The organism is Stutzerimonas stutzeri, from assembly GCF_000219605.1.
In the GTDB taxonomy this organism is placed as follows: domain Bacteria; phylum Pseudomonadota; class Gammaproteobacteria; order Pseudomonadales; family Pseudomonadaceae; genus Stutzerimonas; species Stutzerimonas stutzeri.
Window position 1 is genome coordinate 1724457 of record NC_015740.1, and the last position, 25809, is coordinate 1750265.

Genomic DNA, 25809 nt, shown 5'->3' on the forward strand with positions numbered 1-25809 from the left:
GGTCAGCGCAGTGGGAATGTCCGGCTCATCCCCAGCGTGCGGCTTTCGCCGTCATGGATCGCCTGTTCGATCAGCCGCAGTCGTTCCGGCACCTGCTGACGCCGCGCGACATGACGCAGCAGGCCGAGGAAGATCCGACGGTTCAGGCGGTACAGCCACGGCGAGGCCGCCCACACATGGGTGTCGAACCAGGCCTGGTTGCGGGCGGTGTAGTAGGCGCGGAAGTCCGAATCGCCGAGCAGGAAGGCCTCGTAGATGTTGCGGGTGTGCGCCTTGATGTTCCACGACAGCTCCAGCTCGTCGATCAGCGCATCGGTGACCAGCCGCAGACGGCCGCCCATGGCGGTGATGCGGCGGGTGTACTCGGTGTCGTCGGCGTAGAGCACCAGTTCGCGCAACGGCAGACCGATCGCCTGGTACAGGCTGCGATGCGCGAGCATGCCGCCGTAGGGCGCGAACGGCAGGTCGATGGCGCGTGGCGGCGTTCCTTTGGGCCGGCCCCAGGGCAGGCGCCGCCAGAGCTTGTAGGGCAGCTGCGCGACATGAAAGCCGAAATAGCTGGAGCGCGGCTGAATGGCGAAGCGCCGCGGCACGCCGCGAGCGATGTCTTCCTGCTGGCTGGGGCGAAAGCCCAGCACCGCGGCGTTCTGCAAGCCCACCTCATCGCCCAGCCGCGTCAGTTCCTCGTGCAACAGGCGCACGGCGGACGCGGTGGGCGCGTTGTCGTCATCCATCATCCACAGGTATTCGGCGCCTTCTTCGAGCGCGGCCTGCAGGCCCACCGCATAGCCGTTGGCCGAGCCGGTGTTCTGCTCCAGCGGGATGATGCGGACCTGGCCGGGCCAGCGGCTGGTGAGCTGTTCGAGCGGTGCGCGGGAGGCGTTGCTGACCACCACCACGCGGGTGATCTGCTCGAAGGCAAAGGCCTGTTCGATCAGGCGACGCAGGTAGATGAGGCGATCGCCATAGGTGACCGTGACGATGGTCGTCTGGCGCTTGACCGGCATGTCGCAGGCCATGTCGGCCATAGCCGGCGTCTGTTGGCGGCAAGGTTGAATACGCGCCTGGTTGTGCATGGTGTCGGTCCTCAGCTCTGTTCCGGTGTGGCGAGCGGCGTGTGGTACGCCTCCACCTCGGGCTCGGGTGTTTCTTCCTGCGGGCTGAAGAAGGCGTGGAAGATACGGATGAAGCCGGACGGGCTGTCCGGCACGGGAATGAGTTCGGTGTAGGAGTAGCCATCGGCCAGAATCAGCGGAGATCTGGCGGTTCCTTCTGTGCTCATGCTGAGGCTCCTGAGTGGCCGGACGCTGCGACGCCCGTGGTCAGAATGAATAACGTCTGCTGTCCGTCGGGGCATACCAGAACGAGCCGGAGGCTGGCTCGACGACGCGATGGCCCGGATGGCCAGGCGACTGACTGGTGCCCTGGCTGCCGCTGGTGGTGGCGCAGGGCAGCGCTGAATCGTTGGATGACTCGCTGTAGGCGATCGGGCTCGGGCTGCCCGCGCTGTCGCAGGACGACGAGGTGCTGCCCTGCACGTCCGGCAGGGCCGTATCGGCCCTCAGCGACTCGGCGATCACCATGGCACTGGCCGGCTCGACCGCCAGCACGAGTGCGAAACCGAGGGCGCGGGTCGCCCTCATCCATTGCTTTACCGTGTTCATCCTTGAAACCTCGTAAATGCGTACATGAATGGCTGGGTAGGTCGTTCAGGCTTGCTTGATCGGTACCACCGCGGCTGGGTAGAGCGGGGTGCTGGGCTGCGCTGCCGAGCCGAGGTCCTGGCCTTCGAAGCGGGCCTCGCGCACGCGGGCCTCGACGAAGGCGCGGATTTCCTGCTCGAAGCGCTCGCCGGAGAAACGTTCCGAGTTGCTGCGGCAGTTGGCAGGGGTGATGCGTGCGCGATTCGCTTCGAATTCCGCGATGGCGGCAATGATCGAGTCGGTCGTCTGCTCCGGGTAAAACACGCCGGTCGGTTCCGGCTGGTCGAGCCCGCGCACGGTTTCCAGCACCCCGCCGCGGCCGTAGGCGATCACCGGCGTGCCGCAGGCCTGAGCCTCGATCGGGGCGATACCGAAGTCTTCCTCGGCGGCGAAGACGAAGCCCTTGGCGCGCTGCATGTGGTGCAGCAGTACCTCGAAGCTCTGATAGCCGAGCAAGGTCACGTTGGGCCCTGCTACTTCGCGAGCCTTGTCCATCTCCGGCCCGGTGCCGATGACGATCAGGCGCTTGTCCGGCATCGCCGCGAAGGCCTCGATGATCAGCGGAATCTTCTTGTACGGCACCATGCGCGAGGCGGTCAGATAGAAGTCCTCCTTGGCCTCGTGGAGCGTGAACTGGCGCGTGTCTACCGGTGGGTAGATCACGGTGGACTGGCGCCGGTAGCTCTTGTTGATGCGCCGGCCGATGAAGTGCGAGTTGGCGATGAACTCGTCGACGCCGCTGGCCGTGCGCTGGTCCCACATGCGCATGTAGTGCAGCAGCATGCGCGCGAGCTTGGCCTTGATGCCACGCTCCAGGCTGGCCTCGTGCAGGTACTGGTGCTGCAGGTCCCAGGCATAGCGGATCGGCGAATGCACATAGCTGATATGCAACTGGTTGGGGCCGGTCAGTACGCCCTTGGCCACCGCGTGGCTGCTGGAAATGATCAGGTCGTAGGAGGACATGTCCAGCTGCTCGATGGCCAGCGGCATCAGCGGCAGATACTTCTGGTAGTGCGTCCGCGCCTTCGGCAGCTGCTGGATGAAGGTCGTGGTAGCGCGCTTGCCGCCCAGATGGGCGCGGTCTTCATCGGAGAGGAAGTCGATGACGGCGAACAGGTCGGCCTCCGGCCAGACCGCGCACAAACCGGCCAGCACGCGCTCGGCGCCGGCGTAGGTCACCAGCCAATCGTGAACGATGGCAACTTTCATGGGATGACATCCTTGGTCGAAACGAATGAGCGGCCAGGCCGCGATACGGAAAGCGTTGGTCAGCGGCTGTGCAGGCGGCCCAGGGGCAGTACGCCGCGCTGTCCGGTGAGCCGATTGCCGGCGCGCGTCAGCGGGTGCTCGAGCAGGCGGCGGCAGAGCAGGGCGGATGTGATGGCCAGCGCCAGGCCAAATACCGCGCTGGCACTGGCCGCCAGCGGACCGTTCAGGCCCAGCGTCTGCGTCAGCAGCTGGCCCAGGCGCTGCATCGCCGGCAGCAGCAGGTAGAGCGAGCAACTGAGGCTGCCGAACCAGATGAGCAATGGCGCCCGCAGGCGCAGGCGACCGGTGAACAGCAGGAACAGGGCGACGGCCACGGCGTAGCCGAGCAACTGTCCCGGCCAGGCGGCCTGCTGTGCCGAGCCGTCCCGCGCCCAGCCGGCAACGAAAATCACCGGCAGCACCAGCAGGTAAACCCGCAGCGTGTAGCGCGCATATTCACGGGCGCGCCGGCGGGCGTAGCTGCTGGCCTCGTGCTGCACCTCGTAGCGCAACGAGGCGAAGAACATCAGCGACAACACCAGCGGCAGGGTGACCGGCAGCGTCCTGTCGATCAGCTGCTGGGTCAGGGCCAGCAGCAGTGCGGCCGCGAGCAGCACCAGGGCGCAGCCGGCCCGCAGGCTCACGCTGTGCAGCAGGCCGAGCGCATGCAGCAGCAGGCACAGCCCGTAGAACAGCAGAAGGGGCGGCAGGGCGCCGTAGGCGCTCACGGCCTCGAATGCCATGCCTGGGTAGCGGCTCGTCACGCCGGGCAGCCAGGCCGGCAAGCTTGGTAGCAGCACCGCAGTCAGGAGGACCGCCAGCAGATACACCGGCAGCAGGCGCAGCAGGCGCCGGATGGCGAAGCCGCGTCCGTCATTGCCACCTGCATGCAAGGCGGCCGGTACCAGAAAGCCGCAGCCGAACAGCAGCCACAGCGTGGCCACCAGCCAGAGGTCGATGGCCGGCGAGGAACCGGGCTCTGTCAGCAGCGGCAGCGCTACGACATGAACAATCAGAAGGATGGATGCGCCGCCTCGCAGCGCGTCGATGTGCACCAACCGTTCCATGGTCTGCCTCGTTTGACGGATGGAAATGTACGGGCCGGGCATAGGCTCGGCGCTGCTAGGGGCGGTCCGACGACCAGGCGATGAAGGTCGGTGGCTTGCTTCTGCCCATCAGCGTCTCGTCGATCAGCTGGGAAACCGTCTGCGCGGAGCGCTTCCAGGAGTAGCGCTCGACGTTGGCCAGCCCGAGGGTGCGCAGGTCTTCGCGCAGGCCGGCGTCCTGCAGCACGTGGCGCATGCAGCGGGCGATGTCCTCGATGTTCAATGGCTCGAAATACAGGACGCTTTCGCCGAGCACTTCGGGAATCGACGCGGCCCGCGCCGCGATCACCGGGCAGCCACAGGCCTGCGCCTCCAGCGGCGGTATGCCGAAGCCTTCGTAGAGCGACGGAAAGACGAACGCGGTGGCGCCCTGGTATTCGCGCACCAGCTGCTCGTCGTCGAGGCGGCCAAGCACGCGTACGCGAGGATTGCCTTCCAGCCGGTAGTCGCTGCCGGAGAACACCGAGTGGGAGTCGCCGACGATGTGCAATTCCACCTCGTCGAAGCCTTCCAGGCTGAGGAAGGCGGCCACCATGCGAGCGAAGTTCTTGTGCGCATTGGGCGACGACACGGCCAGCAGATAGGGCCTGCCAGCCGGCGGCTGGCTTCCCGCGGCGGGTGGGCGGAACTTCGCCGACACGGCATTGGGTACCACACAGATGTTCTCTCTCGGGTAGCCGTAGTAGCGGGCGATTTCCTTGCGGGAAAAGTCGCTGACCGTGATCAGTGCCTTGATGCGCTTGAGCAGCAGCGGCGTCAGGCTCTTGTAGGCACCGCGGAAGGTGCGCGAGTAGCTTTCCGGATGGCGCACGTAGGTGATGTCGTGGTGGGTGGCGATCTGGTTGCGGTAGATCAGCGGGGCGGTGTTGCACAGCGATACCAGCGGCGGCCGACCATTGCGCGCCAGCCACAACGGCAGGTCCAGTTGTTCCCACAGGTGCCCGCGGTTGCGTCCGATACGGCGTACCTGCAAGCGTTCGGCACTGCCATGCACGGGCGTGTCCTGAGGCGCGACAAAGGTGAGGTCCTTGCGCATGGCACCTAACTCCAGGCAGACCTGTTCGGCGAAACGTTGCACGCCGCGGGTTTCCTGGGTCAGGAAGCGAGCGTTGATGACGATCATGGGGCTCTCCTTGCAAAGGGCGATCGCGCGGGCCGGCAGCGCTCGCGCGATGACTGTGACGCAGCGGGTGCGTTGCGTTGTGATTGGCAGCGGGCCAGTGGACCTGGCCCGGTTCTATCGGCCGGCGGCCGAGCGCAGGGCCGGCGCGGCGGCCGGTTGTGCGCAAAGCGGCGGGGCGCTAGTCCTGCACGGCGCGCAGGCTGACGATCTTGGGAAAGCCATCGAGCTTGAGCGTTGTGCGGCAACGACCGCCCCTGCCCGTGCATTCCCAGCGGGCGTTGCTGGTGACACGGCCGTGCTGTGGTTGCGCCGTATCGATCAACGCCACCCGGCCGGGTTGCGGGTCGAGCGCTTCGAGCTCCAGGTTGCGCGGCTTGCCGGCGCTCCAGGCCACCAGCAGTTCGTCTTCACCACGGGCGAAACGCAGCGCCACCACGTCACCGTCGCTGTTCTCGTCGCGGCCGATGAAGCGGTAGTTGGCGACGATATCGCTGACGGCGGTGAGCACGCGGTAGGCCGGCTTCGGCGTGAAGTCCTGGCGGACCAGGCCGAAGTTGTGCTCGCGCTCGGTTCTGTCGGTACCGTCGTTGCGGAAGTCGTACCACCACATGCCGCGGATGCTCGGCAACGTCCTGGCGAGGAAGAAGCTGCGGGCGAGATAGGCGGCCTGCAGGGTCTCGTCGATGCCGCACGCGCCCTGATGCGACGGCCAGGCCATTTCAGTCAAATAGAGCGGCACTGGGCGTCCCGCGGCGCGGGTCAGCTCCTTGTCCACCTCGGCCATCCAGTCGATCCAGGCTTCCGGGGTGTTGCGTCGCCAGCCGCGGCAATGCACGTAGGGATGCAATGACAGGCCGTCCACCGATTGCATCAGCCCGTTCTCCAGCAGACGCTGGGCGAATCCCGACTCGATGCCCTGGGTGGTCACCGCGCCGGCCAGCACCTTGGCGGCGGGGTCGCGCTGGCGAACGATACCGGCCGCATCGGCGATTAGCCGTGCGTAATCCTGGGTGAACTCGGGGTCGCGCGGATCTTCGACGTCCCATTCGTTCCATATCTCGTAATAGGCCACCTGGCCCTTCAGCTCTTCAGTGATGAACTCGACATAGCGGTTGAAAGCTGCTCTGACCGGCTCGGTGCGGGGCTTTTCTCCACCGCCGTAGTGCGAGTTGCCATAGCCGAGGATGAACTGGGTGCTCAGCCCTTGAGCGGCGGTTGCCTTGAGATAACGGTGCCAGTGCGGTTCGATCTTCAGCTGCCCAGGCCTGCGCTCCACATAGGCCCAGTGAGCATCAGTGCGCACGGAGGTGATGCCAGCGTCGCGCATCATCGCGTAGGCACGGCCGCTGGGGTCGCCCTTGTGCAGCTCATGGGCACAGACGCCGACCACGAAAGGCTCCTCGATGGTCTGGGCCGGCGCAAATGGGGCAAGGCCTAGCAGGCCGCCCAGCAGCAGGGCGTTGAGCGGGGTAGAGCGCTTCGTCATGTGGATCATCCGTGAAGGTAGGTCTCAGGTCAGGTGCTGCAACTCGGGCAGCCGTTGTGCCGCCAGGTTGTTGCTCGGGGCGCGAGCCGGGGTCAGCACGTGGGAGATGGCCAGGCCCAGGAAAAGCGTGGCGATGGACACCTCCAGTACATCCGTGGCCCAGGCGACCAGACAGATGCAGAACACGATCGGCAGCAGGGCACTGCGCAGTCGCGGGCCACGTTCATGCAGACGCAGCATGAGTGGATAGGTCAGCAGGTAGAGCAGCACGCCGAATACGCCGAGCATGCCCCACAGGTACAGCGCGGTATTATCGGCAACGCTCAGCAGCTCGAGGCCCGGTACGGGATAGACCTGTCCTGCGCTGCCCACCGCCCCGAATCCCGCGCCCCACCAGCCCCAGCCCTCGCGGGTAATGACCCCGATGAAGTTCGGCCAGCTGTTGATCAACCGATCGGCAAAGGAGGCCAGTAGGGTGCCGTTGTTGGCTGCATTTGGGTCCAGGCTTAGCACCAGGCTGGCCATAGGCAGGGTGAGGCCAACCAGCACTGCAACGAGAAAGGCCGTCGCACTGGCAAAGCGGTAGGCCGTCACTATCAGCATCAACAGTGTCAGTACATAGGCTGCGGCAGTGGATTTGTTGGTGGTCAGCACGATGCCGATCAGGGCGGCGATGTAGAGCAGTACGCGTAGTAGCCGCGAGCGCGTGAATGCGGCGATGAACAGGCTGTAGATCGCGATCATCACCGACAGCGCGGTAGACATGCGGGCGAAGCCGCCGATGCGGTCGATGTCGTCGAATGCCCAGGAGCGGTTGGCGCTCAGTTCCACCTCGCCGACCATGTAGCTGTAGCCTTTCCAGGGCACGTTGGTGAGCATGTCCAGGGCAATGCCGACAAAGCTGGCGATCAGACAGAAGCCGATGATCCGCCGCAGGAGCGCCAGCCGTAACTCCAGATGCCGGCCGCAAATAAGGCCGAACAGCAATGGTATGTAGATGAACAGGCTGAAACCGATGTTGGCCAGCTCCGCGCCGTGCATCAGTGCCAACTGGGCGGACGTGATAATTCCCAGCAGCACCAGCCAGAACGCCGGCCAGCCGCGATAGCGCAAAAGCTCCAGGCCCAGCGCGATCAGACAGGCAATCTTGGGCAGGTACAGCAGCCAGGATATTCCGGCCATGTCGAAGTAATAGCGCAGCGCCCCGGAAAAGGTTTCAGTCAGCAGCAGCGAGGCGACGACCAGCGTCAACAATGTCGGCTTGTCGAAGGCCAACGGATTCGAGTCGCGTCGCCGCGGGGTAATCAGCAGGCTCTGGTTCATGGTGGATTCTCGTTCCCTGAAGTGTTTCACGCAGGATGGTCTGGTACTGATCCAGCATGCGTTCCATATCCAGCAGCGGCAGTACGCTGGCCCGCGCCTGGCTGGCGAGCCGCTGCCGCAGTGCGCCGTCGATGTAGAGCCAGAGCATGGCGATGCCGAGTGAGTCGGGATCATCGGGTGAGCAGAGCAGGCCATTGCATTCGTCGCGGATGATCTCCGGCAGCCCGCCCATGTTGCTGGCGATCACCGGCAGGTGGTTGGCGCAGCCTTCGACGGCCACCAGGCCGAACGGCTCGGCCCACAGCGACGGCACCACCAGCACATCGATGCTCTGCATGAAGGCGTCGCTGTCGCAGTAGCCGAGAAAGCTGACCTTGGTTGGATCGGCCATGGCCTTGAGCTTGGCCTCGTATTCCAGCTTGCCGCGCCCGGCAATATCCAGCCGAGCATCGATTTCCAGTCGCTGGAACTGCTCGATCAGCCAGCCGACGCCCTTGTTCTCCGATAGTGTGCCGATGTACCCGAACCGCAGCGGATGGTTGCTGCGTTGCTTTAGATTGCTGTCCTGGCCAGGATTGGCCGGCGTGCAGTTATGCACCACATGGCGGCGGGCGTGGCTGAAGTAGCCTTGCGTGGCGACTCGTTCGAGCACGAAGCGGCTGACACCGACCACGGTGGCAACTTGCGCCGACGCACCGGCGTGGCCGAGGCGGAACACCGAGCACAGGCCGCACTGGCGCTGGCAGCACTTGCCGCGATTGAACATCGTGTCCTTTGGGCAGAGCAGGTACAGGTCGTGCAGCACCTGAACGATGGGCAGCCCCGCAGCGGTGATTTCGTCCCAGGCGGAAATCGACCAGCCGGTGAGGTTGTTGCTGACGACGATGTCGGGTCGCTCCTGCTCGATCACGTCGCGTACGTAGCGGCGCATGTCGCTGTTGTAGCGGTCGCGGTAGTGCCAGCCTAATCGGGCAACACGGCTCGGGCGCTGCTGGGTGTAATGCCAGTAGATGTTGGCCAGGCCGGCGCGATAGATCCGCACGCCTGCCTGAAGCTGCATGTTCAGTCCGGCATCCGGACCGGTCGCCAGTACCGCTACCTCGCAACCACGACGCTGTAGTCCCTCGGCCAGGTGGCGGAGGATGACTTCCGCGCCGCCGCCGACATGCGGGGCATAGAACGCATTGAGGAATAGGATCTTCATCGGTTGGCTCGCTGATTGATCCTGTCAGGCTGCTCGAACGCGCCGAAGCGCCTTGCCTGGTTCAGGAGTAGCACTGGAGATAGCGGGTGGGCACCCGGACTTTCTGTTCACGCTGCAGCAGGTTGAACAGGATGACGGAACGCTCCTCACCGTCGCTGCTGACGAAGATCGCTTCGATCTCACTGAAGCTGCCGCCACTGACTTGTACCCGTTCGCCGGGTGTGAACGGCACGGTCGGTTTGTCTTGCGCTTGGGCCAGGCGCTGGCGCAATTGCTCGATCAGCTCGTCGCGCACCGGTGTGGGCTGGCCGCCGAAGGTCACCACGCGGCTGACGCCACGGGTGGAGCGAATTGGGTACCAGTTGTCGTGAGTGCAGTCGAGGCGGATAAACAGGTACCCAGGGAACAGCGCTTCACCCGTTCTAGGGCTGTTTGGGGTGCGAGAGGGTCCCTTGATCGGGCGGTAACATTCGAAGTGCTGGCGCAGCAGGTGTTCCTCGGCGCGTGCTTCCTGGCGTGGCTTGGTCTGGATCAGATACCAGCGGGCTGTAGCGTTGGTTGTCATAACGAGTTCCTTCCGTGAATTGGCCTGCCTCAATCCGATGACAGGCTGAATGTCGTCACGCCGGTGCCAGCGTTGCTCTTTTTTCGTGACCCTCGACCACGCTGAAGCACTGCAGCAGGTCCTTGAGCGCCTCGCGACTGTTGAACATCAGCACGTCGATGATCGACAACGACGGTACGAATGGATGCTTGAGCTGCGGATAAGCGATGTCGTCCATTCGCAGGTAACGCAGCAGCAGCCCGTCAGCGCGGAAGCGGGCCGGGCAATAAAGATCCATGCCGCCAATGGGGTTCAGGTAGAGCTCGCCGTCCATGCGGTGTGTGATCTGGATGACCCTGTCCTGCATCTCCATTTTGGCCGGCAAGCCAAGGCTGGAGCCGCGATAGATTGGCGTACGGATATTCATGTAGGCGCAGAGGCAGCGCAGGGCGTTCTCGGTAAACAGCGCCAAGTTGCGTTCCGGGCACTGGAGGATCCCGCGAATCAGCGGCAGCACTGTGTCGCGTTGCGGAGCCTTGGCATAGCAACGCTCGAGCGTCGTCATCAGCGCTTCGGCCTCCTTGTCGAAGTCGTCGCAGAGCCAGCGCTGATTGATGTGCTCGGTTTGGTGACCTTTCTTCAGTGGGAACGTAATCAACTTGGGCTGGCCGTTGACCAATATCCGGTTGCGATTCATCCATGAGCCTTTGACGAACTGCAGGTCGTCGCCCAGGACGAATACGTCGCTGAGCGCGATGAGTTGAAAGTAGCCCAGGTATGGGAATAGGTAAGGCTGCATCATCGAGACGGTTCTGAGCACAGTGCACCTCCTTGTCTGACGTTCAGGCTTGCTGGGTGTAGGTGTAATAGCCGTAGGCACCGCTGTCATAAGGTGACGTCGATGCCTTGCGCTTCACGGCGTTGAGAATCACGCCCTTGAGGATCACGCCGTTCTGCGCGAGCCGGCGTTTGGATGCATCGATCTGCGAGCTCGTGCTGAGACCGAAGCGAGCTACCAGCAGGTTGGTACCGGCCTGCTGCGCAACGAGCACCGCATCGGTGACGGCCAGCACGGGCGGCGTATCGATGATGATGAAGTCGTACAGCTTCTCTGCCTCCCTGAGCAGGCGGGAAAAGTTGTCGTGCATTAGCAGCTCGGACGGGTTTGGTGCGGAAAAACCAGCGGATATGAAATGCAGATTCTTCTGCTCGGTACGGTTGCTGACTTCCGCCAGGCTCAGGCCACTGGCCAGCGCATCCGAGAGTCCGTGGCGTGGTGCCATGCCGAACAGGGTATGCAGGTAGCCGCGACGCATATCGGCATCGATAAGCAACACGCGCTGTCCGGTCTGGGCGATGACGGCGGCGAGGTTGCTGGACACGAACGACTTGCCCACCGCAGGGGTTGGGCTGGTGATCATCAGCACCTTGTTGCGCGCCTCGAGCATGGCGAACTTGAGGCTGGTACGCAGGCTGCGCAGCGATTCGACGGCCAGGTCGGTCGGCTCGGTGAGGCTGAGCAGCCGGGTTTTGCCGTCGCGGCTCTTGCGGCTGCGGTTCAACTGATCCTGCGAAGCACTGTAGGGCAGGCCGGCATAGACCGGCACGCCTAGCTTCTCGATCACATCCGGGCTTTCCACACCGCGGTAGAACGCCTGGCGCAGCAGAATCACTGCCGCCGAGGCGAGCAGGCCGACGAAGATCGCGATGGCCACCACCAGTGGTTTGACCGGTTTGGAGGGCTTCTCGATCATCGAGTAGGCGTTGTCGATGACGCGCACGTTGCCGATCGTGCCGGCGCGCAGGATGTCCTGCTCCTGGGCCTGGTTCATCAGCAGCGTGTAGGTTTGGGTCGTGACTTCCATGTCACGTTGAAGGCGCAGCAACTCCTGCTGCGTCATGGGGAGAGCGTCGACCTTCTTCAGCAGCTGAGCTTTCTGTGCCTGCAGCTCGTTCATCTGGGTCATCAGTGTCCGGTAGGTCGGGTGTTCGCGGGTATAGAGGCGGTCGTACTCCACGCGCTTGAGAGACAGTTCGGAAATCTGTGTTTCCAGGGCGACGATCTGATCCAGCACGCCTTTGGTCTCGATGCTGATGTCTACGGACTTGGAGCTGGTCTGGTAGGCGTTCAGCGCCGCCTCGGCTTTTTCCAGTTCCTTACGCACCTGTGGCAGCTGCGAGCGCAGGAACTCAAGGCGCTGGGCCGCTTCAGCCGAACTGCGCTGGATGTTTTGACTGACGTACAGGCGGCTGATTTCATCAAGCACCCGGTTGGCCAGTTGTGGATCGGGATCTTCCAGGGACATGTAGATGATCCCCGAGTCCTTGCCGGCTTCGCCGACTTTCAGGCGGTTCTGGTAATCCAGCGCGGTGGTCTGCGGACGATTCCTGACCAGCAGGAACTCGGTGCCGGGGCGCGCCTGCAGGTTGGCGACCTGCACCTTGAAGCCTTGGCTCTCAACAGCCTGGTTCACTTGGCCACGCAGGAGCAGCTGCTGCTCGTCGTCATACAGGCTGTAGTTGTCTGCATTGCCGGCCACCAGTGTGAGCTCCATGCCCAGATAGGCCTCCGGAACATCGAGCTGGAATACGTCGAGCTTCTCCCCGCCCCAGGCGTATCCAACCAAGCCGAACAGCGGAGCAGCCAGGGCACCATCGGTCGCGGGGTCATGTCTGCGAGCCAGGTAGCTACCAATGAGCGGGAAATGCCGCGGCTTCGCCACGATATAGAGCTTGAGCTCTTCTACTGCCTTTCCCAGCACCGCGCGGGATTTGAGCAGTGAGATTTCGGTGACCGCCTGGGACACCGAATCTGGCCGGGCCGATATTTCCGGCACGCCGGTGATCGCGGCTTTTTTCGGTTCGATCTGGATCATCGCGGTTGCCTGATAGATCGGGGTAGCGATCAGTGCGTAGGCGACACCCAGCGCGGCGAATAGCCCGGTAATGGCGATGATCAGCGCCTTGTGGTCGAAGGCAGTGCGCATTATTCCGGCGAGATCGATGCGGTTGTCCGCGTCATATTCCAGCGAAGAGCGGGTCAAGGCAGTCATTGGGGTCCTTCCTCATGGTGCGAGTTTGCAAAGAAGCGGGGCGGGCTGGTCAGCTCCTGGCCAGCCGTGGGCTCAACCGGCGCAGCAGGTTGAGGCTGATGTTCTGGGCGATCGTCGAGAGCGCCTGGATCTTGCTGAACGGCGAGATCAGCGAGAGGCACTCGCCGAACACCTGGATCAGGAAGTACTCGTAGAGCGCGTTGTTGCCGATGCAGTTGTAGTAGCGCGCCAGCGAGTAGTGGGCGTGCATGGCCATCTGGATGCGTTGCCGGCTCGGCTGCATGGAGAAGATGCCGCCCTCGTGCACGCGGTAGGCGGCGGGGCTGATCTCTTCCATGAACTTGCCCTTGCCGTAGGCGCCGAGCAGCGACCACCAGCAGATATCCAGCACTTTCACGCCGAGCAATTCCGGCGGCAGTTCCTGGATGAGGTTGCGAAAACACACCGTCAGCGTCGACAGCGGACGGCCCTGCATCAGTTCCAGCGCGGTGGCGTCCTTGCGCAGCTTTCCGGTGAGCTGCGGGCTCTGGATGATGCCCTGGCTGTTGAACATGAATGCATCGTGAAAGGTGATCACGTAGTCACGATGCTGCTCGAGAAAGTCCACCTGCTGCTGCAGTTTGGTCGGGTCGGTCCAGTAGTCGTCGCCTTCGCAGTAGGCGATGTACTTACCCCCCGCACGGGCGAATAGCCGCGTGCTGAACGGCTCGCCAAGGCTGAACTGGTTCTGCGTCTGGTAGATCGGCTTGATGATGCTTGGGTAGCGCGCCGCGTAGTCGGCGATGATCGCGGCGGTGGTATCGGTCGAGGCATCGTCGTGAACGATCACCTCGAAAGGGAAATCCGTTTCCTGCTGGAGAAAGCTCTCCAGCGCCTTCCTGATAAACAATGCATGGTTGTAGGCCAGGCAGACGATGCTCAGCAGCGGTTCGGTCTTGCCGCCCCAGCTTTCAATCAAGGCTTGCTCGCTCTTCAATTCCATTTTTGGATGCTCGCTTGGTGATGAGTAGATGAAGCTTGAGTAGCAGTGATTTCGAGGTCGCCGCGACCAGCAGCAGGCAGATGAACCCGCTTGCAGCCAGCGCCATCAGAATGTCGAAACGGTTGTCGCTGACGATCAGCAGGAACAGCGGCTCGCCCAGCGCCACGCCGATCACGGTCGCGGCGGTAATCCGCAACATGTCTCGTGCCCAGACGCCCTGCAGGCCCGGAGCAAAGCTCCGGTGCACCACCGGTGGCCAGATCACGAAGGTCGCCAGGCGCAGGAAGAACCACGCGAGTGCGGCACCGTAGGCGCCGTGGGCAAGCGCTGTGTAGATCACGATCGGCACGCTGACGGCGGTGGAAACCACGCTGTACCAGATGTGCAGGCGTAGCTGGCCGTAGGCGTACTGCAGGTAGAACTGGAAGGCGCCGACCGCCATCAGTGCGCTGCCCGGCACGTACCAGAACAGCATGCGTTCGCTCCATTGGGCAGCGGCAGCGTCGCCAGTCCAGGCGAAGATCAGCGCCTGACCGTGCCAGGCGATCACCGCAGCCATGGGAAACAGCACGCTGCAGACGAAGCGGGTGGCGTTCAGATACAGCCGCTCCATCTCGGCGATCCGCCCTTCGGCCACGAGCATGGTCATGCGCGGCAGCAGCGTCTGCACCAGTGGGTTGGTCAGGGTCATGATGCCGGTGGTGATCAGCGCCACCAGCGAGAAGTAGCCGTACTCCTTGAGCAGCAGCACCTTGGAAAGCAGCACCTTGTCCAGCTGGGTCAGCACGATCCACAGCAGTGAGGTGAAGAACATGCCGCCGGCGAACGGCAGCACCGGCTTGACCACGCGCCAGTCGATGCCGGTGAGCAAACGTGGGCTGGCCAGTTGCACATAAGCCTTGCTGGCAAAGGCCAGCGTTTCCACCAGGGCGACGGCCGTTTGAAATAGGAAGAAGTCCAGCGGGTCTTGCGAGACGTAGGCGACCAGGAACAGGCCGCCGAAGTAACGCAGGGTAGCGATCAGTACATTCGTTGCGTTCAGCCAGCCATGCAATTCGACGCCCTGCAGACCGCTTTTGTACAGCGTCGCGTAGAGCCTCAGCCCGACCATCAGGCCCATCAGGCTGATGCACTGCATGATGGTGCCGGTACTCAATTCGCGGGTCTGCAGCCAGGTTTCGGCGATCCAGCCGCTGCTCAGGTAGATCGCCACGCAGGTTGCCAGCGTAATCGGCAGCAACAGCAGCTCGAACGAGCGCAGAAGGCGCCCGGCGGGGCCGGGCGCGGCGGACAGGTCGCCCTGCCCGCGGTAGTGCGCGACCTGTCGGACCAGTGCAGGCGACATCCCGGCATCGAGTAACTGCAACCAGGCCTGGAGCACCGCGAAGAAACCAATCAGGCCGTAGGCTTCGGCGCCGAGGTGCTTCAGGTAGAACGGCAGGATCAGAATGCCGACAAGCAGGGCATACGCCTGCCCGAGGTAATTCAGGCTGGTGTTGCGGATCACCGATAACCGCTTGGGATCTGACATGGGTTATTGCTGGCCTCCGGATGTCAGGGGCATGCGCGGGTAGTCGGCGCCCGGCAGGCGCTCCGTGGCGCTGAACAGCCCGAACGCTTCGGCAAGGGGCTGGAACAGCGTGCGGCTCGACTGCTCGCTGTGGATCGCCTCCTGGATGAGCGTCTGCATGACGTTTTCCTGCACCTTGCGCGGCAGACCGGGATAGATCGGCAGGCACAAAACCTTGCGGCTCAACGCTCGCGAGCGCGGCTGCGGCACTTGCGGCTGTAGATGATCGAGCGTGTCCAGCGAGGGGTAGAAGTAGCGGCGGGGGTTGATGCCGTTCTCGTTCAGTTGCGAGCGGCAGCGCAGCAGCTGGCTTTCATCGGCAAGGGCAACGGGGAAATAGCTGTAGTTGCACTGGGATTCGGGCTGCGGTCGTTGCAGGTCGAAATGCTCGCCGAGGCGCCGCTCGTAGCGATGGCCGATCTCCGCCCGGCATTCGAAAATCAGCTCGATGTCGTCGAGTACGCACATGCCCATCGCGGCAGAGAACTCGTTGAGCTTGGCGTTGATGCCGATGCCTTCGATCTGGTCGGTGTCGACGATGCCGAAGTTGCAGAGCAGACGGATGCGATCGGCCAGCGCGTCGTCGTTGGTGACGATGGCGCCACCCTCGATGGTGTGAAACAGCTTGGTCGCATGGAAGCTCAGCGTGCTGATATCGCCCCAGTCGTAGACCGACCGCCCCTTGTGACGAACGCCGAACGCATGGGCGCCGTCGTAGACGACCCTCAGATTGTTCTTGCGCGCGATCTGCTCGATGCGTTCGACATCGCAAGGATTGCCGAATACGTGCGTCGCGACGATGGCGGAGGTGTTGGGCTGGATATTTCGCTCGATCTGTTCCGGGTCCAGATTCCAGGTCGCCGGATCGATGTCGGCGAAGATCGGCTTGATGCCTTCCCATTGCAGCGAGCTGGTGGTGGCAACGAAGCTGAAGGGGGTGGTGATGGCGCTGCCGGTCAATCCCAGCGCTCGATAGGCAATCTGCAGCGCGATGGTGCCGTTGTTGGTGAGGATGATGTTCCTCACCCCGAGGTAGTCCTTGAGTCGTTGCTCGAGTGCAGTCACTAACGGTCCGTTGTTGGTGAGCCAGCCGGTGTTGTAGATCCTGTCGATGTAAGCCTTGAACTTGTTTTTGCTGCCCATGTACGACTTGGTCACGTTGATCATGGTGATTTCCTTATCGAAGCTCAGCCGCCCCCTAATGCATTCGGGGGTTATCGCTGGGTGCTACAGATGCGCGCTCAGACAGGTTGATGCGCGCCGATCGCGCTGGCCCGCCGTGCCCTGCGTTGGTTGTGTCTGAGGATCATTCGGGTCATCAGGCTGCCGGCGTGGGGATCGCCGTAGTGGAAGATCGCGGTAGCGCGCAGCTGCGCCGGATCACAAGGTTCATTGGCGTGCAGGGATCGGTAGCCCCAGAACAGGTAGAGATTGCCGGGTACCAGCTGCAGGCGCTGTGGCTTGAGCAGCCCGAGGCCTATCGCGCGGCTAATCAGTTTGCGGCTCAACTTGTTCTGCAGCAGTGCTTTCTCCACCACGTTGACCAGCACGTATCAGACCTTCCTTAGTTGCAGATTGTTCAAGTAGCCGGGTATGCAGGCGTAGCCATTCTGATTGATATCCCGCGCAATCAATGCCTTGTCCTGATCTTCCGTTCCATAAAAGATTGTTGACACTTTAGTTCTCCCTGCGCAAAGGCGAGGCGAAACGGTTTGTCGAACCGCAGCTATTGCCGCGCCGCTGCTGATCGGCGTCCTGGGTGGGAATAAAGAATTTCGGCGTAATGCCTGGGCAGTAGGCTTTTAGCCTGTGACGAAAGTTAATGCCGATCTAAATATTCTTTTATTTAGACAAAGCTACCGCCATCGACTTATTTACATGTCGATTTGAATAACTTGTACGTACTACCCGTCATCTGCGATCGGCCAACGTCCGCGTGTGACCTTGAGAGAATCGGGCATGGCTACCGCACTCCGGGCACTCTGCGAGCCCCGGCTCTCTCAATGCTTATGGCGAACGAGCCCGTATCGCTTTATTAAAAGCGATACTAATCAGGCAGGGGGTTTAACTCTTGCGCCGCAAAACTTGACCTGTCCAGTTGGTCTTAAACTGCTCTGCAACGTATTGCTCCCTGTTGCGACTATATATCCGTCATAACGTGAACCAAGTCAAGCCAGGGAGCCAAAAAAAAGTTGCGGATGGGGATCGCGAGGTGTTTAGGAGAGCCAACTTATTGAGTTGAAAGAGTTTTGTTTTTGACGCGGGCTGGCCTAGGGCTATCATGAATGGTTATAGCGAATGTGGTAATTAGCTTCGGATAAAGAGTTAATTCTACGGACCCGTTGTTATTAACCCGGCAATCAAATACACCAAATCATGCTGCGTAGGCGATACGTGGATGCCGGAAATAAGAACGGATTCTTTGAGGGCGTAATTGCAATCGTCTCATGACCGAGCGAACACGCCTTTCCAGTTCGTCCTGATTACGCGCCGGCAAGCCCGTGCGAACCTGATGTTTCAAATCACAATTCAAATACTCGTCAGGGTTCAACTCCGGGGCGTAGGCCGGCAAGAAGAACAGTTCGATTTGCTCTTTGCGGTCGCCAACCCAGGCGCTCACCTTTTTGCTGTGGTGTACGCGCAGGTTGTCGAGAATCAGGAACACCTTGCGGCCCTGAGCATCGCGAATCAGGCGACTCAGGAAGCGAATCAGCACTGGGGCTGTCAGCGTTTCCCGATACAGCATGAAGCGCAGTTTGCCCCGATTGGTCACGGTGGAAATCATGTTGGTGGAAAAACGACTGCCGCTGACCAGGCGCACCGGCGTTTCGCCAATAGGGGCGTAGCTGCGGCCAGCATGGCTGTCACTGCGCATACCGGTTTCGTCGCCCCACTGAATCTCACCATTCTCAGCCTTGGCCCGCTGTGCGATGCGTGGATATTCATTATCCAGCCAGTGCTGAACCACTTCAGGTTTCTGCTGATAAGCCCGATGCAGTGGGCGCTGCGGGGTGTAGCCCCAACGCTTGAGGTATTCACCAACCGTTCGAACCGGCATGAGAAAACCACAGCGCTGGCGGATCAGTTCTCGCACCGCATCACGCGTCCAGAGCGCAAAGCCGAGCTTGAGTTGGTCGGGCATCTTATCGGTCATCAAGGTGCGAATCAGCACTTCCTGGCTGGAGCTCAAACTGCGGCGATCACCCTGGCGCACACCACGCTGGCCGCCGGCAATGGCAGCCTTTTCGCCTTTATGTTCTGCGACCTGCGCCCAGTGAGCAATAGTGCGGGGGTGAACACCAACCGCTTCGCCAATAGCCTTGTAGGTGTAACCCTGCTCACGCATGCGTAGGGCCGTGGAGCGCTTTTCACGTTGTTCTTGGGGGCTGAGTTTACGGGCATCTATTTTCATGGAGACAGATTATCTAATATGCCCTATTTATTTGCCAGGTTAATACAAGACGCGGCTGACTGGCCGAAAGAGGGGGCGCGCTTGTCTGTCCGTGACAAAAAAGACGCGCAAACGAAAAAGGCCACTCGTCTGAGTGGCCTTTTCGTGATTTGGTTGCGGGAGCCGGATTTGAACCGACGACCTTCGGGTTATGAGCCCGACGAGCTACCAGACTGCTCCATCCCGCGTCTGTGGGGGCGCATTCTACAGCCCGGAGAGGCGGTGTCAATCACCTGGGCTGAAAAAAGCTTTTTTCTTCAAATGCTTAGCAGTGCCATGGCTTGCGGTGTGCAATCTGGAACAGCGCCATAACAAAAAAGGCCACTCATTTGAGTGGCCTTTCAAATTGGTTGCGGGAGCCGGATTTGAACCGACGACCTTCGGGTTATGAGCCCGACGAGCTACCAGACTGCTCCATCCCGCGAGGCGCATTCTACAGCTTTGAACGCTGCTGTCACGGGTTTATTTCAAATCGCCGGGAAACCAGGCTGGCCTGCCAGGAGCGAAGGGGCAAAGGGGCAGGGGAGTCAGGCGAAGCAGCGGGCCGGATGGGGCGGGGCGTCTGCCGTGGCTGGTGCCGCCGGGCGATCCGCAACATGCCCCAGAGCATGGCGAGCGCGACCGAGATCCAGCCCAGTACCATCATCGCAACTATGAGCGCAGGTTCCATCCGGTGCTTCCTCTGTGTAATCAATCATCGTCCTTGAGGTTGTGACCCCGGTGGCGAAAAGCGGTTCCGGAGCGCCATCGGTCGCCAGCCATCGCACTCAAGGCGAGGGCTGCTGCCAAACGGTTAGGCGGACGAATGCGGAGGTACCGGTTATGCGTATTCCAACGACGTTGCTGCTCGCGCTACTCGCTTCTACGGCGGGCGCACAGAGCCTGGAGCTGCCTTTCGCTGGGGTGCCCGTGGCGCAGAACACTGGCGCGCCGGATCGCGGTGCAGCCGGTAATGGTTCGATGGGCATCGGTAGCGGCGTAGAGCATCTCGACGAAGCTGAGCGCACCGATCAGGGCGGTTCCAGGCAGCCATCTGGCGAGCAGCTGGATGACTCGGCCGAGCCCGGTCATGGAGGCAATGAAACCGATATGGAACATCGCCGTCGGCCGAAGCTGGAGAGGCGCAGCGATTAGCGGCTCTCTACCATCAGGAGGTTTCCATGAAATCGATAATTGCCTCAGTGGCAGCACTGGTTCTGCTCAGCTCAGCCGGTGCGTTCGCGGAGTCGTCGGATAAGCAGCACGGCGACGCTCGAGGTTCCGGAGCTGCGGAGGACGCGGTGGATACCATGCCTGCGTCCCCGGAAGAACGCGGCGGCTCCGATGGCGAAAAGGATTCCAGCGGCCAGCGCGACAGCAATCTGGGCACCATGGGCACCGGCAATACCGGAACGACGGGTGGCATGGGCGCGACTACCGGGACCGATACCATCGGCGGAACGATAGAGGAATAAGTCGGCCAGCTAGCGCCGATTCATAAAGGCGCGACGCATCCGTACAATGCCGGCCTTTTCATCATGTAGTGACCGGTATGCAGATTGCTTTGGCACCCATGGAGGGGCTGGTCGACGAAATCCTTCGTGACGTGCTCACCCGGGTGGGTGGCGTCGACTGGTGCGTGACCGAGTTCATTCGGGTGTCCGATCGCCTGTTGCCGCAAAGCAGCTTTGACAAGCTTGCCGCGGAACTGAAGGCCGGCGCGCTCACTCGTGCCGGGACGCCGGTGCGCGTTCAATTGTTGGGCTCCGATCCGATCTGCCTGGCAGACAACGCGGCTTTTGCCTGCACACTCGGCGCCCCGGCCATCGACCTCAATTTTGGCTGCCCGGCCAAGACGGTCAACAAATCCCGCGGCGGTGCTGTGCTACTGAAGGAGCCGGAGCTGCTGCATTCGATTCTCTGTGAGGTGCGCCGAGCCGTGCCGGCGGACATCCCGGTAACCGCCAAGATGCGTCTCGGCTTCGACAGCCCGGACGGCGCGCTCGATTGCGCCCGTGCGCTGGTGGCCGGTGGGGCAGAGCAGCTGGTGGTGCACGCCCGAACCAAGGTCGAAGGCTACAAGCCGCCGGCGCATTGGGAGTGGGTCGCGCGGGTGCAGGAGGTAGTGCCGGTGCCCGTCTATGCCAATGGCGATATCTGGTCGCTGGAGGACTGGCGCCGCTGCCGTGAGGTCAGCGGGGCAGAGGACATCATGCTGGGGCGCGGGCTGGTTTCACGACCGGACCTGGCCCGGCAGATCGCTGCGGCTAAAGCCGGCCAGCAGATCGCGCCGATGAGCTGGGAGGAATTCCGCCCCGTGCTGCTGGATTTCTGGCAGCAAGCGCGAGAAAAGATCGCGCCGCGTTATGCGCCGGGTCGGCTCAAGCAGTGGCTGGCCCTGCTGACTCGCAATTATCCGGAGGCGGTGGCGCTGTTCGCCGAGCTGCGCCGGGAAAACGATTGCGCGCGGATCGATGCGATGCTCGGCGTCGATACGCGCGAATTGCGTGCCGCCGCATTGGCCTGAGCCGAATCAACGCCCACCGGCTACATCCAGTAGCGCTCCGCTGGTATAGCTGGCCTGTTCGCTGGCGAGCCAGAGGATGGCTTCGGCGATTTCCTCGGCTTGCCCGCCGCGCCCCATCGGCACACTTGCCTTGACCCGCTCGACACGATCCGGCTCGCCCCCGGCGGCGTGGATATCGGTATGGATCACGCCCGGGCGCACCGCATTGACCCTGATGCCTTCGCTGGCGACCTCTTTGGCCAGGCCCCGGGTCATGCTGTCGATGGCGCCCTTGGCGGCCGCGTAGTCGATGTATTCGCCTGGTGCGCCGAGGCGGGCGGCCACCGAAGACAGGTTGACGATGGCGCCGCCCCTGCCGCCATGGCGCGTCGACATCCGCTTGATCGCCTCGCGTGCGCACAGGAAGCTGCCGATCACGTTGGCGCCCAGTACGCGGGTCCAGCGCGCCGCATCCATCTGTTCCAGGCGCATCTGCTGCTCGAGCATGCCGGCGTTGTTGACCAGCACGTCCAGCCGGCCGAACTCCCGGTCGATGGCTTCGAACATGTGCAGCACCTGGGTCTCGTCAGCGACGTCGGCCTGTACGGCGATCGCCGTTACGCCCAGGCCGCGGACCTGATCGAGCACCGCGTTCGCGGCATCCGCGCGCTGGTGATAGTTCAGGCACAAGGCATAGCCCTGTTGCGCCGCCAGTCGTGCAGTGGCGGCGCCGATGCCGCGGCTGGCGCCTGTAATCAGCATGACTCTGGACATGTGCTACCTCTCGTCGCCTGGCTCGTTTGCAGCCTCTTGAAATCCGTTTTTCGGTTCCTATCTACGGCTCAGCGGGATGCCGAAGTCGGGTCCCGCCCGTTTCAACTCGCTGATTTCAGGAGGTTTATCATGAGTTCATTCCCCATGGCCCCTCTGTTCCGGCAATCCGTGGGCTTTGATCGTTTCAATGACCTGTTCGAGTCCGCCCTGCGTAACGACACCGGCAGCTCGTATCCACCCTATAACATCGAGAAACACGGTGACGACCAGTATCGAATCGTGGTCGCAGCCGCCGGCTTCGAGGAGTCCGACCTCGATCTGCAGGTCGAGCGCAGCGTGCTGACCATTAGCGGCGGGCGGCGCGAAAGCGAGGCCGAGAATGTCACCTATCTGCATCAGGGCATCGCTCAGCGGGCGTTCAAGTTGTCGTTCCGGCTAGCCGACCACATCGAGGTGAAAGGCGCTGCGCTGAACAGTGGCCTGCTCAACATCGACCTGGTGCGCGTGGTGCCGGAAGAGGCCAAGCCCAAGCGCATCCCGATCAATGCCGATCAGCGGCCCGCGCTGGAGGGTTGATCTGCAAAGAAGAGAAGGGCGCCATAGGGCGCCCTTTCTCGTAGTTGTCTCGTCTGGTCAGTCACCGCGTTCAGCATCCAGCAGTGTCATGAACGCCCTGGCCGCATTGGACAGGGTGCGTTCCCTGTGCAGGATGTAGCCGAGCTGTCGCGTCAGCTGGACACCCGGCAAGGGCAGGCTGACCACCTGTTCGTCCAGCATGCGACGTGGCAGCACGCTCCAGGCAATGCCGATGGAGACCATCATCTTGATCGTCTCCATGTAATTGGTGCTCATGGTGATGTTAGGTGTCAGTCCCTCGCGCTCGAACAGGCGCTGGGCGATGTGGTGGGTAAATGTATTGCCGCCTGGGAATACCGCCGGGTGGCCGGCGACGTCCGCCAGGGTGATATCCGCCTTGCTGGCCAACGGATGCTCGGGCGCGACGACGAAATCCAGTGGATCGTCCCAGACCTTCACCGCCACCACCGGCTCGGCGGTCTGTGGCGCCAAGGTGATCACCGCCAGCTCGGCACGGCCGTGCAGTACCTCGTCATAGGCCACTTCCGAATCGAGAAAACGGATATCCAGGCTGACCTGCGGGTGCGCGCGGGTAAAGGCGCGCAACAGCGGAGGCAGCCGATGCAGGCCGATGTGATGGCTGGTCGCCAGGCTCAGCCGTCCGCCAATATCGCCGTTGAGGTTGGTCAAGGCACGGCGGGTGTCGTCCAGTACATTCAGGATCTGGTAGGCGCGGGGGAGCAGGGCGCGGCCAGCTTCGGTGAGACTGACGTCGCGGCCCAGCCGATCGAACAGGCGCACATCCAGCTGTGCTTCCAGCGCGGCGATGCGCTTGCTCACCGCCGGCTGGGTCAGATGGAGGCGTTCGGCGGCCAGGGAAAAGCTGCGGGTTTCCGCGACTGCGATAAAGGCGTTGAGGTTGGCGAGATCCATGGGAGGACTTCCGGATGGCTGTGAATTCCAGTCAGGAATGCATTGGATGAAAAATATGAATTTGAGTAATTCAATGCAAGCCCCTAGCATCGACCCCATAAGCGCAAGGGCTATTCGCCCCGCATAGAAAGCAGATGAGGAAAAGTCCGATGGCCGGCAAGACGCTCTACGACAAGCTCTGGGAAATGCACGAGGTGAAACGTCGCGATGATGGTTCATCGCTGATCTACATCGACCGTCACATCCTCCACGAAGTGACGTCGCCGCAGGCCTTCGAAGGGCTGCGCCTGGCCAATCGCAAGCCGTGGCGCATCGACGCCAACATCGCCACCCCGGACCACAACGTGCCGACCACCAAGGGCGAGCGCCAAGGTGGTCTGGAGGCCATTGCCGACGAGGTTTCGCGCATTCAGGTGCAGACGCTGGACGAGAACTGCGACGATTTCGGCATCCTCGAATTCAAGATGAACGACGTGCGTCAGGGCATCGTCCACGTGATCGGCCCGGAGCAGGGCGCGACATTGCCGGGCATGACCGTGGTTTGCGGTGACTCGCACACCTCCACCCACGGCGCCTTCGGTGCGCTGGCCCACGGCATCGGCACTTCCGAGGTCGAGCACGTGCTCGCCACCCAGTGCCTGGTCGCCAAGAAGATGAAGAACATGCAGGTGCGCGTCGAAGGCAAGCTGCCGTTCGGCGTCACCGCCAAGGACATCGTGTTGGCGGTGATCGGCAAGATCGGCACCGCCGGTGGCAATGGCCATGCACTGGAATTTGCCGGCAGCGCGATTCGCGACCTGTCCATGGAGGGCCGCATGACCATCTGCAACATGGCCATCGAGGCGGGCGCCCGCGTGGGCATGGTCGCCGTGGACGAGAAGACCATTGCGTACGTCGAAGGGCGGCCTTACGCCCCGAAGGGCGCCGATTGGGACAAGGCCGTGAAGCTGTGGCAGGACCTGGTTTCCGACGACGACGCGGTGTTCGACACCATCGTTGAACTCAAGGCCGAGGACATCAAGCCGCAGGTCAGCTGGGGCACTTCGCCGGAGATGGTACTGGCTGTCGATCAGAACGTGCCGGACCCGGCCGTAGAGGCCGACCCGGTGAAGAAGGATTCCATCACCCGCGCGCTGAAGTACATGGGCTTGCAGGCCAATCAGGCCATTACCGACATTCGTCTGGATCGCGTGTTCATCGGTTCGTGCACCAACTCGCGGATCGAGGATCTGCGCGCTGCAGCCGAAGTCGCCAAGGGGCGGAAGGTCGCCGCGAACGTCAAGCAGGCGCTGGTGGTGCCGGGCTCGGGCCTGGTCAAGCAGCAGGCCGAGGCCGAGGGGCTGGACAAGATCTTCATCGAGGCCGGCTTCGAATGGCGCGAGCCGGGCTGCTCCATGTGTTTGGCGATGAACCCGGACAAGCTTGGCAGCGGCGAGCATTGCGCCTCGACCTCCAACCGCAACTTCGAAGGCCGCCAGGGTGCGGGCGGGCGTACCCACCTGGTCAGCCCGGCGATGGCTGCTGCCGCAGCGGTTACCGGCCACTTCATCGACGTACGCGAATTGATCCAGGCCTGAGGAGACGAGACATGAAAGCCTTTACCCAACACACCGGCCTGGTCTGCCCACTCGATCGCGCCAATGTCGACACTGACCAGATCATTCCGAAGCAATTCTTGAAGTCGATCAAGCGCACCGGCTTCGGCCCCAACCTGTTCGACGAGTGGCGCTATCTGGATGTCGGTCAGCCGAACCAGGATTGCTCGCAGCGTCCGGTAAACAAGGACTTCGTGCTGAACTTCCCGCGTTATCAGGGCGCCAGCGTATTGCTGGCCCGCGAGAACTTCGGCTGTGGCTCCTCCCGTGAGCATGCGCCGTGGGCGCTGGACGAATACGGCTTCCGCGCCATCATCGCGCCGAGCTTCGCCGACATCTTCTACAACAACAGCTTCAAGAACGGCCTGTTGCCGATCGTGCTGAAAGAAGAGGAGGTGGACGAGCTGTTCCAGCAGGCCGAGGCGACCGAAGGCTACCAGCTGACCGTCGATCTGGCTGCGCAGACCGTTACCCGTCCGGACGGCAAGCAATACGGCTTCGAGGTCGATGCCTTCCGCAAGCACTGCCTGCTCAATGGTCTGGACGATATCGGTCTGACCCTGCAGGACGCCGAGGCCATCAAGGCCTTCGAAGTTCGCCACCAGCAGAGCCAGCCTTGGTTGTTCGGCGCGATCAAGTAGTCTGTACGACAA

General features: G+C 62.4%; 24 protein-coding genes, 2 tRNA genes and 1 pseudogene. 6 read left to right on the top strand and 21 right to left on the bottom strand.

Translation table 11 applies throughout. The annotated features are described in order from the left end of the window. Positions 1–2: 2 nt before the first annotated feature. The 19 genes and pseudogenes from PSTAB_RS08195 to PSTAB_RS08285 all read right to left on the bottom strand — a co-directional run bounded on the left by PSTAB_RS08195 (position 3) and on the right by PSTAB_RS08285 (position 19217). A complete protein-coding gene (locus PSTAB_RS08195; RefSeq protein ID WP_013982495.1) occupies positions 3–1076 on the bottom strand; it encodes a glycosyltransferase in 1074 nt (357 codons plus the stop codon). Between the two features lie 11 nt (positions 1077–1087). Next, on the bottom strand, positions 1088–1282 hold the full coding sequence (locus tag PSTAB_RS08200; protein ID WP_013982496.1) for a hypothetical protein: 195 nt from the start codon (positions 1280–1282) through the stop codon (positions 1088–1090). 40 nt (positions 1283–1322) lie between these two features. After that, positions 1323–1664 carry a hypothetical protein gene (locus tag PSTAB_RS08205; RefSeq protein WP_013982497.1) on the bottom strand — a complete coding sequence of 114 codons (342 nt, stop codon included), beginning with the start codon at positions 1662–1664 and terminating at the stop codon, positions 1323–1325. A 45-nt stretch (positions 1665–1709) separates the two neighbouring features. Further along, positions 1710–2912 (bottom strand): glycosyltransferase family 4 protein, encoded by a 1203-nt coding sequence (locus PSTAB_RS08210; RefSeq protein ID WP_011912906.1) that lies wholly within the window; start codon positions 2910–2912, stop codon positions 1710–1712. Positions 2913–2971: 59 nt separating this feature from the next. Beyond that, a complete protein-coding gene (locus PSTAB_RS08215; protein WP_013982498.1) occupies positions 2972–4018 on the bottom strand; it encodes a hypothetical protein in 1047 nt (348 codons plus the stop codon). A gap of 55 nt (positions 4019–4073) precedes the next feature. Continuing rightward, positions 4074–5180 (bottom strand): glycosyltransferase family 4 protein, encoded by a 1107-nt coding sequence (locus PSTAB_RS08220; RefSeq protein WP_013982499.1) that lies wholly within the window; start codon positions 5178–5180, stop codon positions 4074–4076. Between the two features lie 178 nt (positions 5181–5358). Further along, positions 5359–6666 (bottom strand): hypothetical protein, encoded by a 1308-nt coding sequence (locus PSTAB_RS08225; protein WP_013982500.1) that lies wholly within the window; start codon positions 6664–6666, stop codon positions 5359–5361. 24 nt (positions 6667–6690) lie between these two features. Then, positions 6691–7989 carry a hypothetical protein gene (locus PSTAB_RS08230; RefSeq protein WP_041771703.1) on the bottom strand — a complete coding sequence of 433 codons (1299 nt, stop codon included), beginning with the start codon at positions 7987–7989 and terminating at the stop codon, positions 6691–6693. Continuing rightward, positions 7883–9193, bottom strand: coding sequence for a glycosyltransferase family 4 protein (locus tag PSTAB_RS08235; RefSeq protein WP_013982502.1), 1311 nt, complete (start codon positions 9191–9193; stop codon positions 7883–7885). The genes PSTAB_RS08230 and PSTAB_RS08235 overlap by 107 nt, the downstream gene beginning before the upstream one ends. A gap of 61 nt (positions 9194–9254) precedes the next feature. Then, a complete protein-coding gene (gene rfaH, locus PSTAB_RS08240) occupies positions 9255–9758 on the bottom strand; it encodes a transcription/translation regulatory transformer protein RfaH (protein ID WP_013982503.1) in 504 nt (167 codons plus the stop codon). Positions 9759–9813: 55 nt separating this feature from the next. Next, positions 9814–10557 (bottom strand): WbqC family protein, encoded by a 744-nt coding sequence (locus PSTAB_RS08245; protein WP_013982504.1) that lies wholly within the window; start codon positions 10555–10557, stop codon positions 9814–9816. A 22-nt stretch (positions 10558–10579) separates the two neighbouring features. Beyond that, entirely contained in the window at positions 10580–12790 is a 2211-nt protein-coding gene (locus PSTAB_RS08250) for a polysaccharide biosynthesis tyrosine autokinase (protein WP_013982505.1), read from the bottom strand. Positions 12791–12839: 49 nt separating this feature from the next. Then, entirely contained in the window at positions 12840–13772 is a 933-nt protein-coding gene (locus PSTAB_RS08255; RefSeq protein ID WP_013982506.1) for a glycosyltransferase family 2 protein, read from the bottom strand. Further along, a complete protein-coding gene (locus tag PSTAB_RS08260) occupies positions 13741–15303 on the bottom strand; it encodes a lipopolysaccharide biosynthesis protein (protein WP_003285287.1) in 1563 nt (520 codons plus the stop codon). Before PSTAB_RS08260 ends, PSTAB_RS08255 begins: the two co-directional genes overlap by 32 nt. Before the next feature lie 3 nt (positions 15304–15306). Beyond that, a complete protein-coding gene (locus PSTAB_RS08265) occupies positions 15307–16509 on the bottom strand; it encodes a DegT/DnrJ/EryC1/StrS family aminotransferase (protein WP_003285289.1) in 1203 nt (400 codons plus the stop codon). Between the two features lie 74 nt (positions 16510–16583). Beyond that, positions 16584–16895: pseudogene (locus tag PSTAB_RS08270) on the bottom strand (hypothetical protein); the annotation flags it as partial. Positions 16896–17716: 821 nt separating this feature from the next. Next, on the bottom strand, positions 17717–18754 hold the full coding sequence (locus PSTAB_RS08275) for an IS630-like element ISPa47 family transposase (protein WP_013982509.1): 1038 nt from the start codon (positions 18752–18754) through the stop codon (positions 17717–17719). A 150-nt stretch (positions 18755–18904) separates the two neighbouring features. Beyond that, a tRNA-Met gene (locus PSTAB_RS08280) sits at positions 18905–18981 on the bottom strand. A 159-nt stretch (positions 18982–19140) separates the two neighbouring features. Then, positions 19141–19217: transfer RNA gene (locus PSTAB_RS08285), tRNA-Met, on the bottom strand. A 398-nt stretch (positions 19218–19615) separates the two neighbouring features. Here PSTAB_RS08285 and PSTAB_RS08295 point away from each other — a divergent pair. The 3 genes from PSTAB_RS08295 (at position 19616) to PSTAB_RS08305 (ending at position 21299) form a co-directional block, all read left to right on the top strand. Then, the gene (locus PSTAB_RS08295; protein ID WP_014596441.1) at positions 19616–19927 is read left to right on the top strand and encodes a hypothetical protein; all 312 of its coding nucleotides are present in this window, start codon (positions 19616–19618) and stop codon (positions 19925–19927) included. Positions 19928–19953: 26 nt separating this feature from the next. Beyond that, a complete protein-coding gene (locus PSTAB_RS08300; RefSeq protein WP_041771704.1) occupies positions 19954–20247 on the top strand; it encodes a hypothetical protein in 294 nt (97 codons plus the stop codon). 77 nt (positions 20248–20324) lie between these two features. Then, the gene (locus PSTAB_RS08305; RefSeq protein ID WP_013982512.1) at positions 20325–21299 is read left to right on the top strand and encodes a tRNA dihydrouridine synthase; all 975 of its coding nucleotides are present in this window, start codon (positions 20325–20327) and stop codon (positions 21297–21299) included. Between the two features lie 6 nt (positions 21300–21305). On the opposite strand, the gene PSTAB_RS08310 is transcribed toward PSTAB_RS08305, so the two are convergent. Beyond that, positions 21306–22052 (bottom strand): SDR family oxidoreductase, encoded by a 747-nt coding sequence (locus PSTAB_RS08310; protein ID WP_013982513.1) that lies wholly within the window; start codon positions 22050–22052, stop codon positions 21306–21308. A 129-nt stretch (positions 22053–22181) separates the two neighbouring features. Between PSTAB_RS08310 and PSTAB_RS08315 the strand changes: the two genes are divergently transcribed. Further along, positions 22182–22628, top strand: a complete 447-nt coding sequence (locus tag PSTAB_RS08315) for an Hsp20 family protein (protein WP_013982514.1) — start codon at positions 22182–22184, stop codon at positions 22626–22628. A 57-nt stretch (positions 22629–22685) separates the two neighbouring features. Here the strand turns inward: PSTAB_RS08315 and PSTAB_RS08320 are convergent, their stop codons facing one another. Beyond that, a complete protein-coding gene (locus PSTAB_RS08320) occupies positions 22686–23561 on the bottom strand; it encodes a LysR family transcriptional regulator (protein ID WP_013982515.1) in 876 nt (291 codons plus the stop codon). Between the two features lie 149 nt (positions 23562–23710). Between PSTAB_RS08320 and leuC the strand changes: the two genes are divergently transcribed. Beyond that, positions 23711–25138: a 3-isopropylmalate dehydratase large subunit gene (leuC, locus tag PSTAB_RS08325; protein ID WP_011912925.1), complete on the top strand. Its 1428-nt coding sequence runs from the start codon at positions 23711–23713 to the stop codon at positions 25136–25138. Between the two features lie 11 nt (positions 25139–25149). Next, positions 25150–25797 (top strand): 3-isopropylmalate dehydratase small subunit, encoded by a 648-nt coding sequence (leuD, locus tag PSTAB_RS08330; RefSeq protein WP_013982516.1) that lies wholly within the window; start codon positions 25150–25152, stop codon positions 25795–25797. Positions 25798–25809 lie beyond the last annotated feature (12 nt).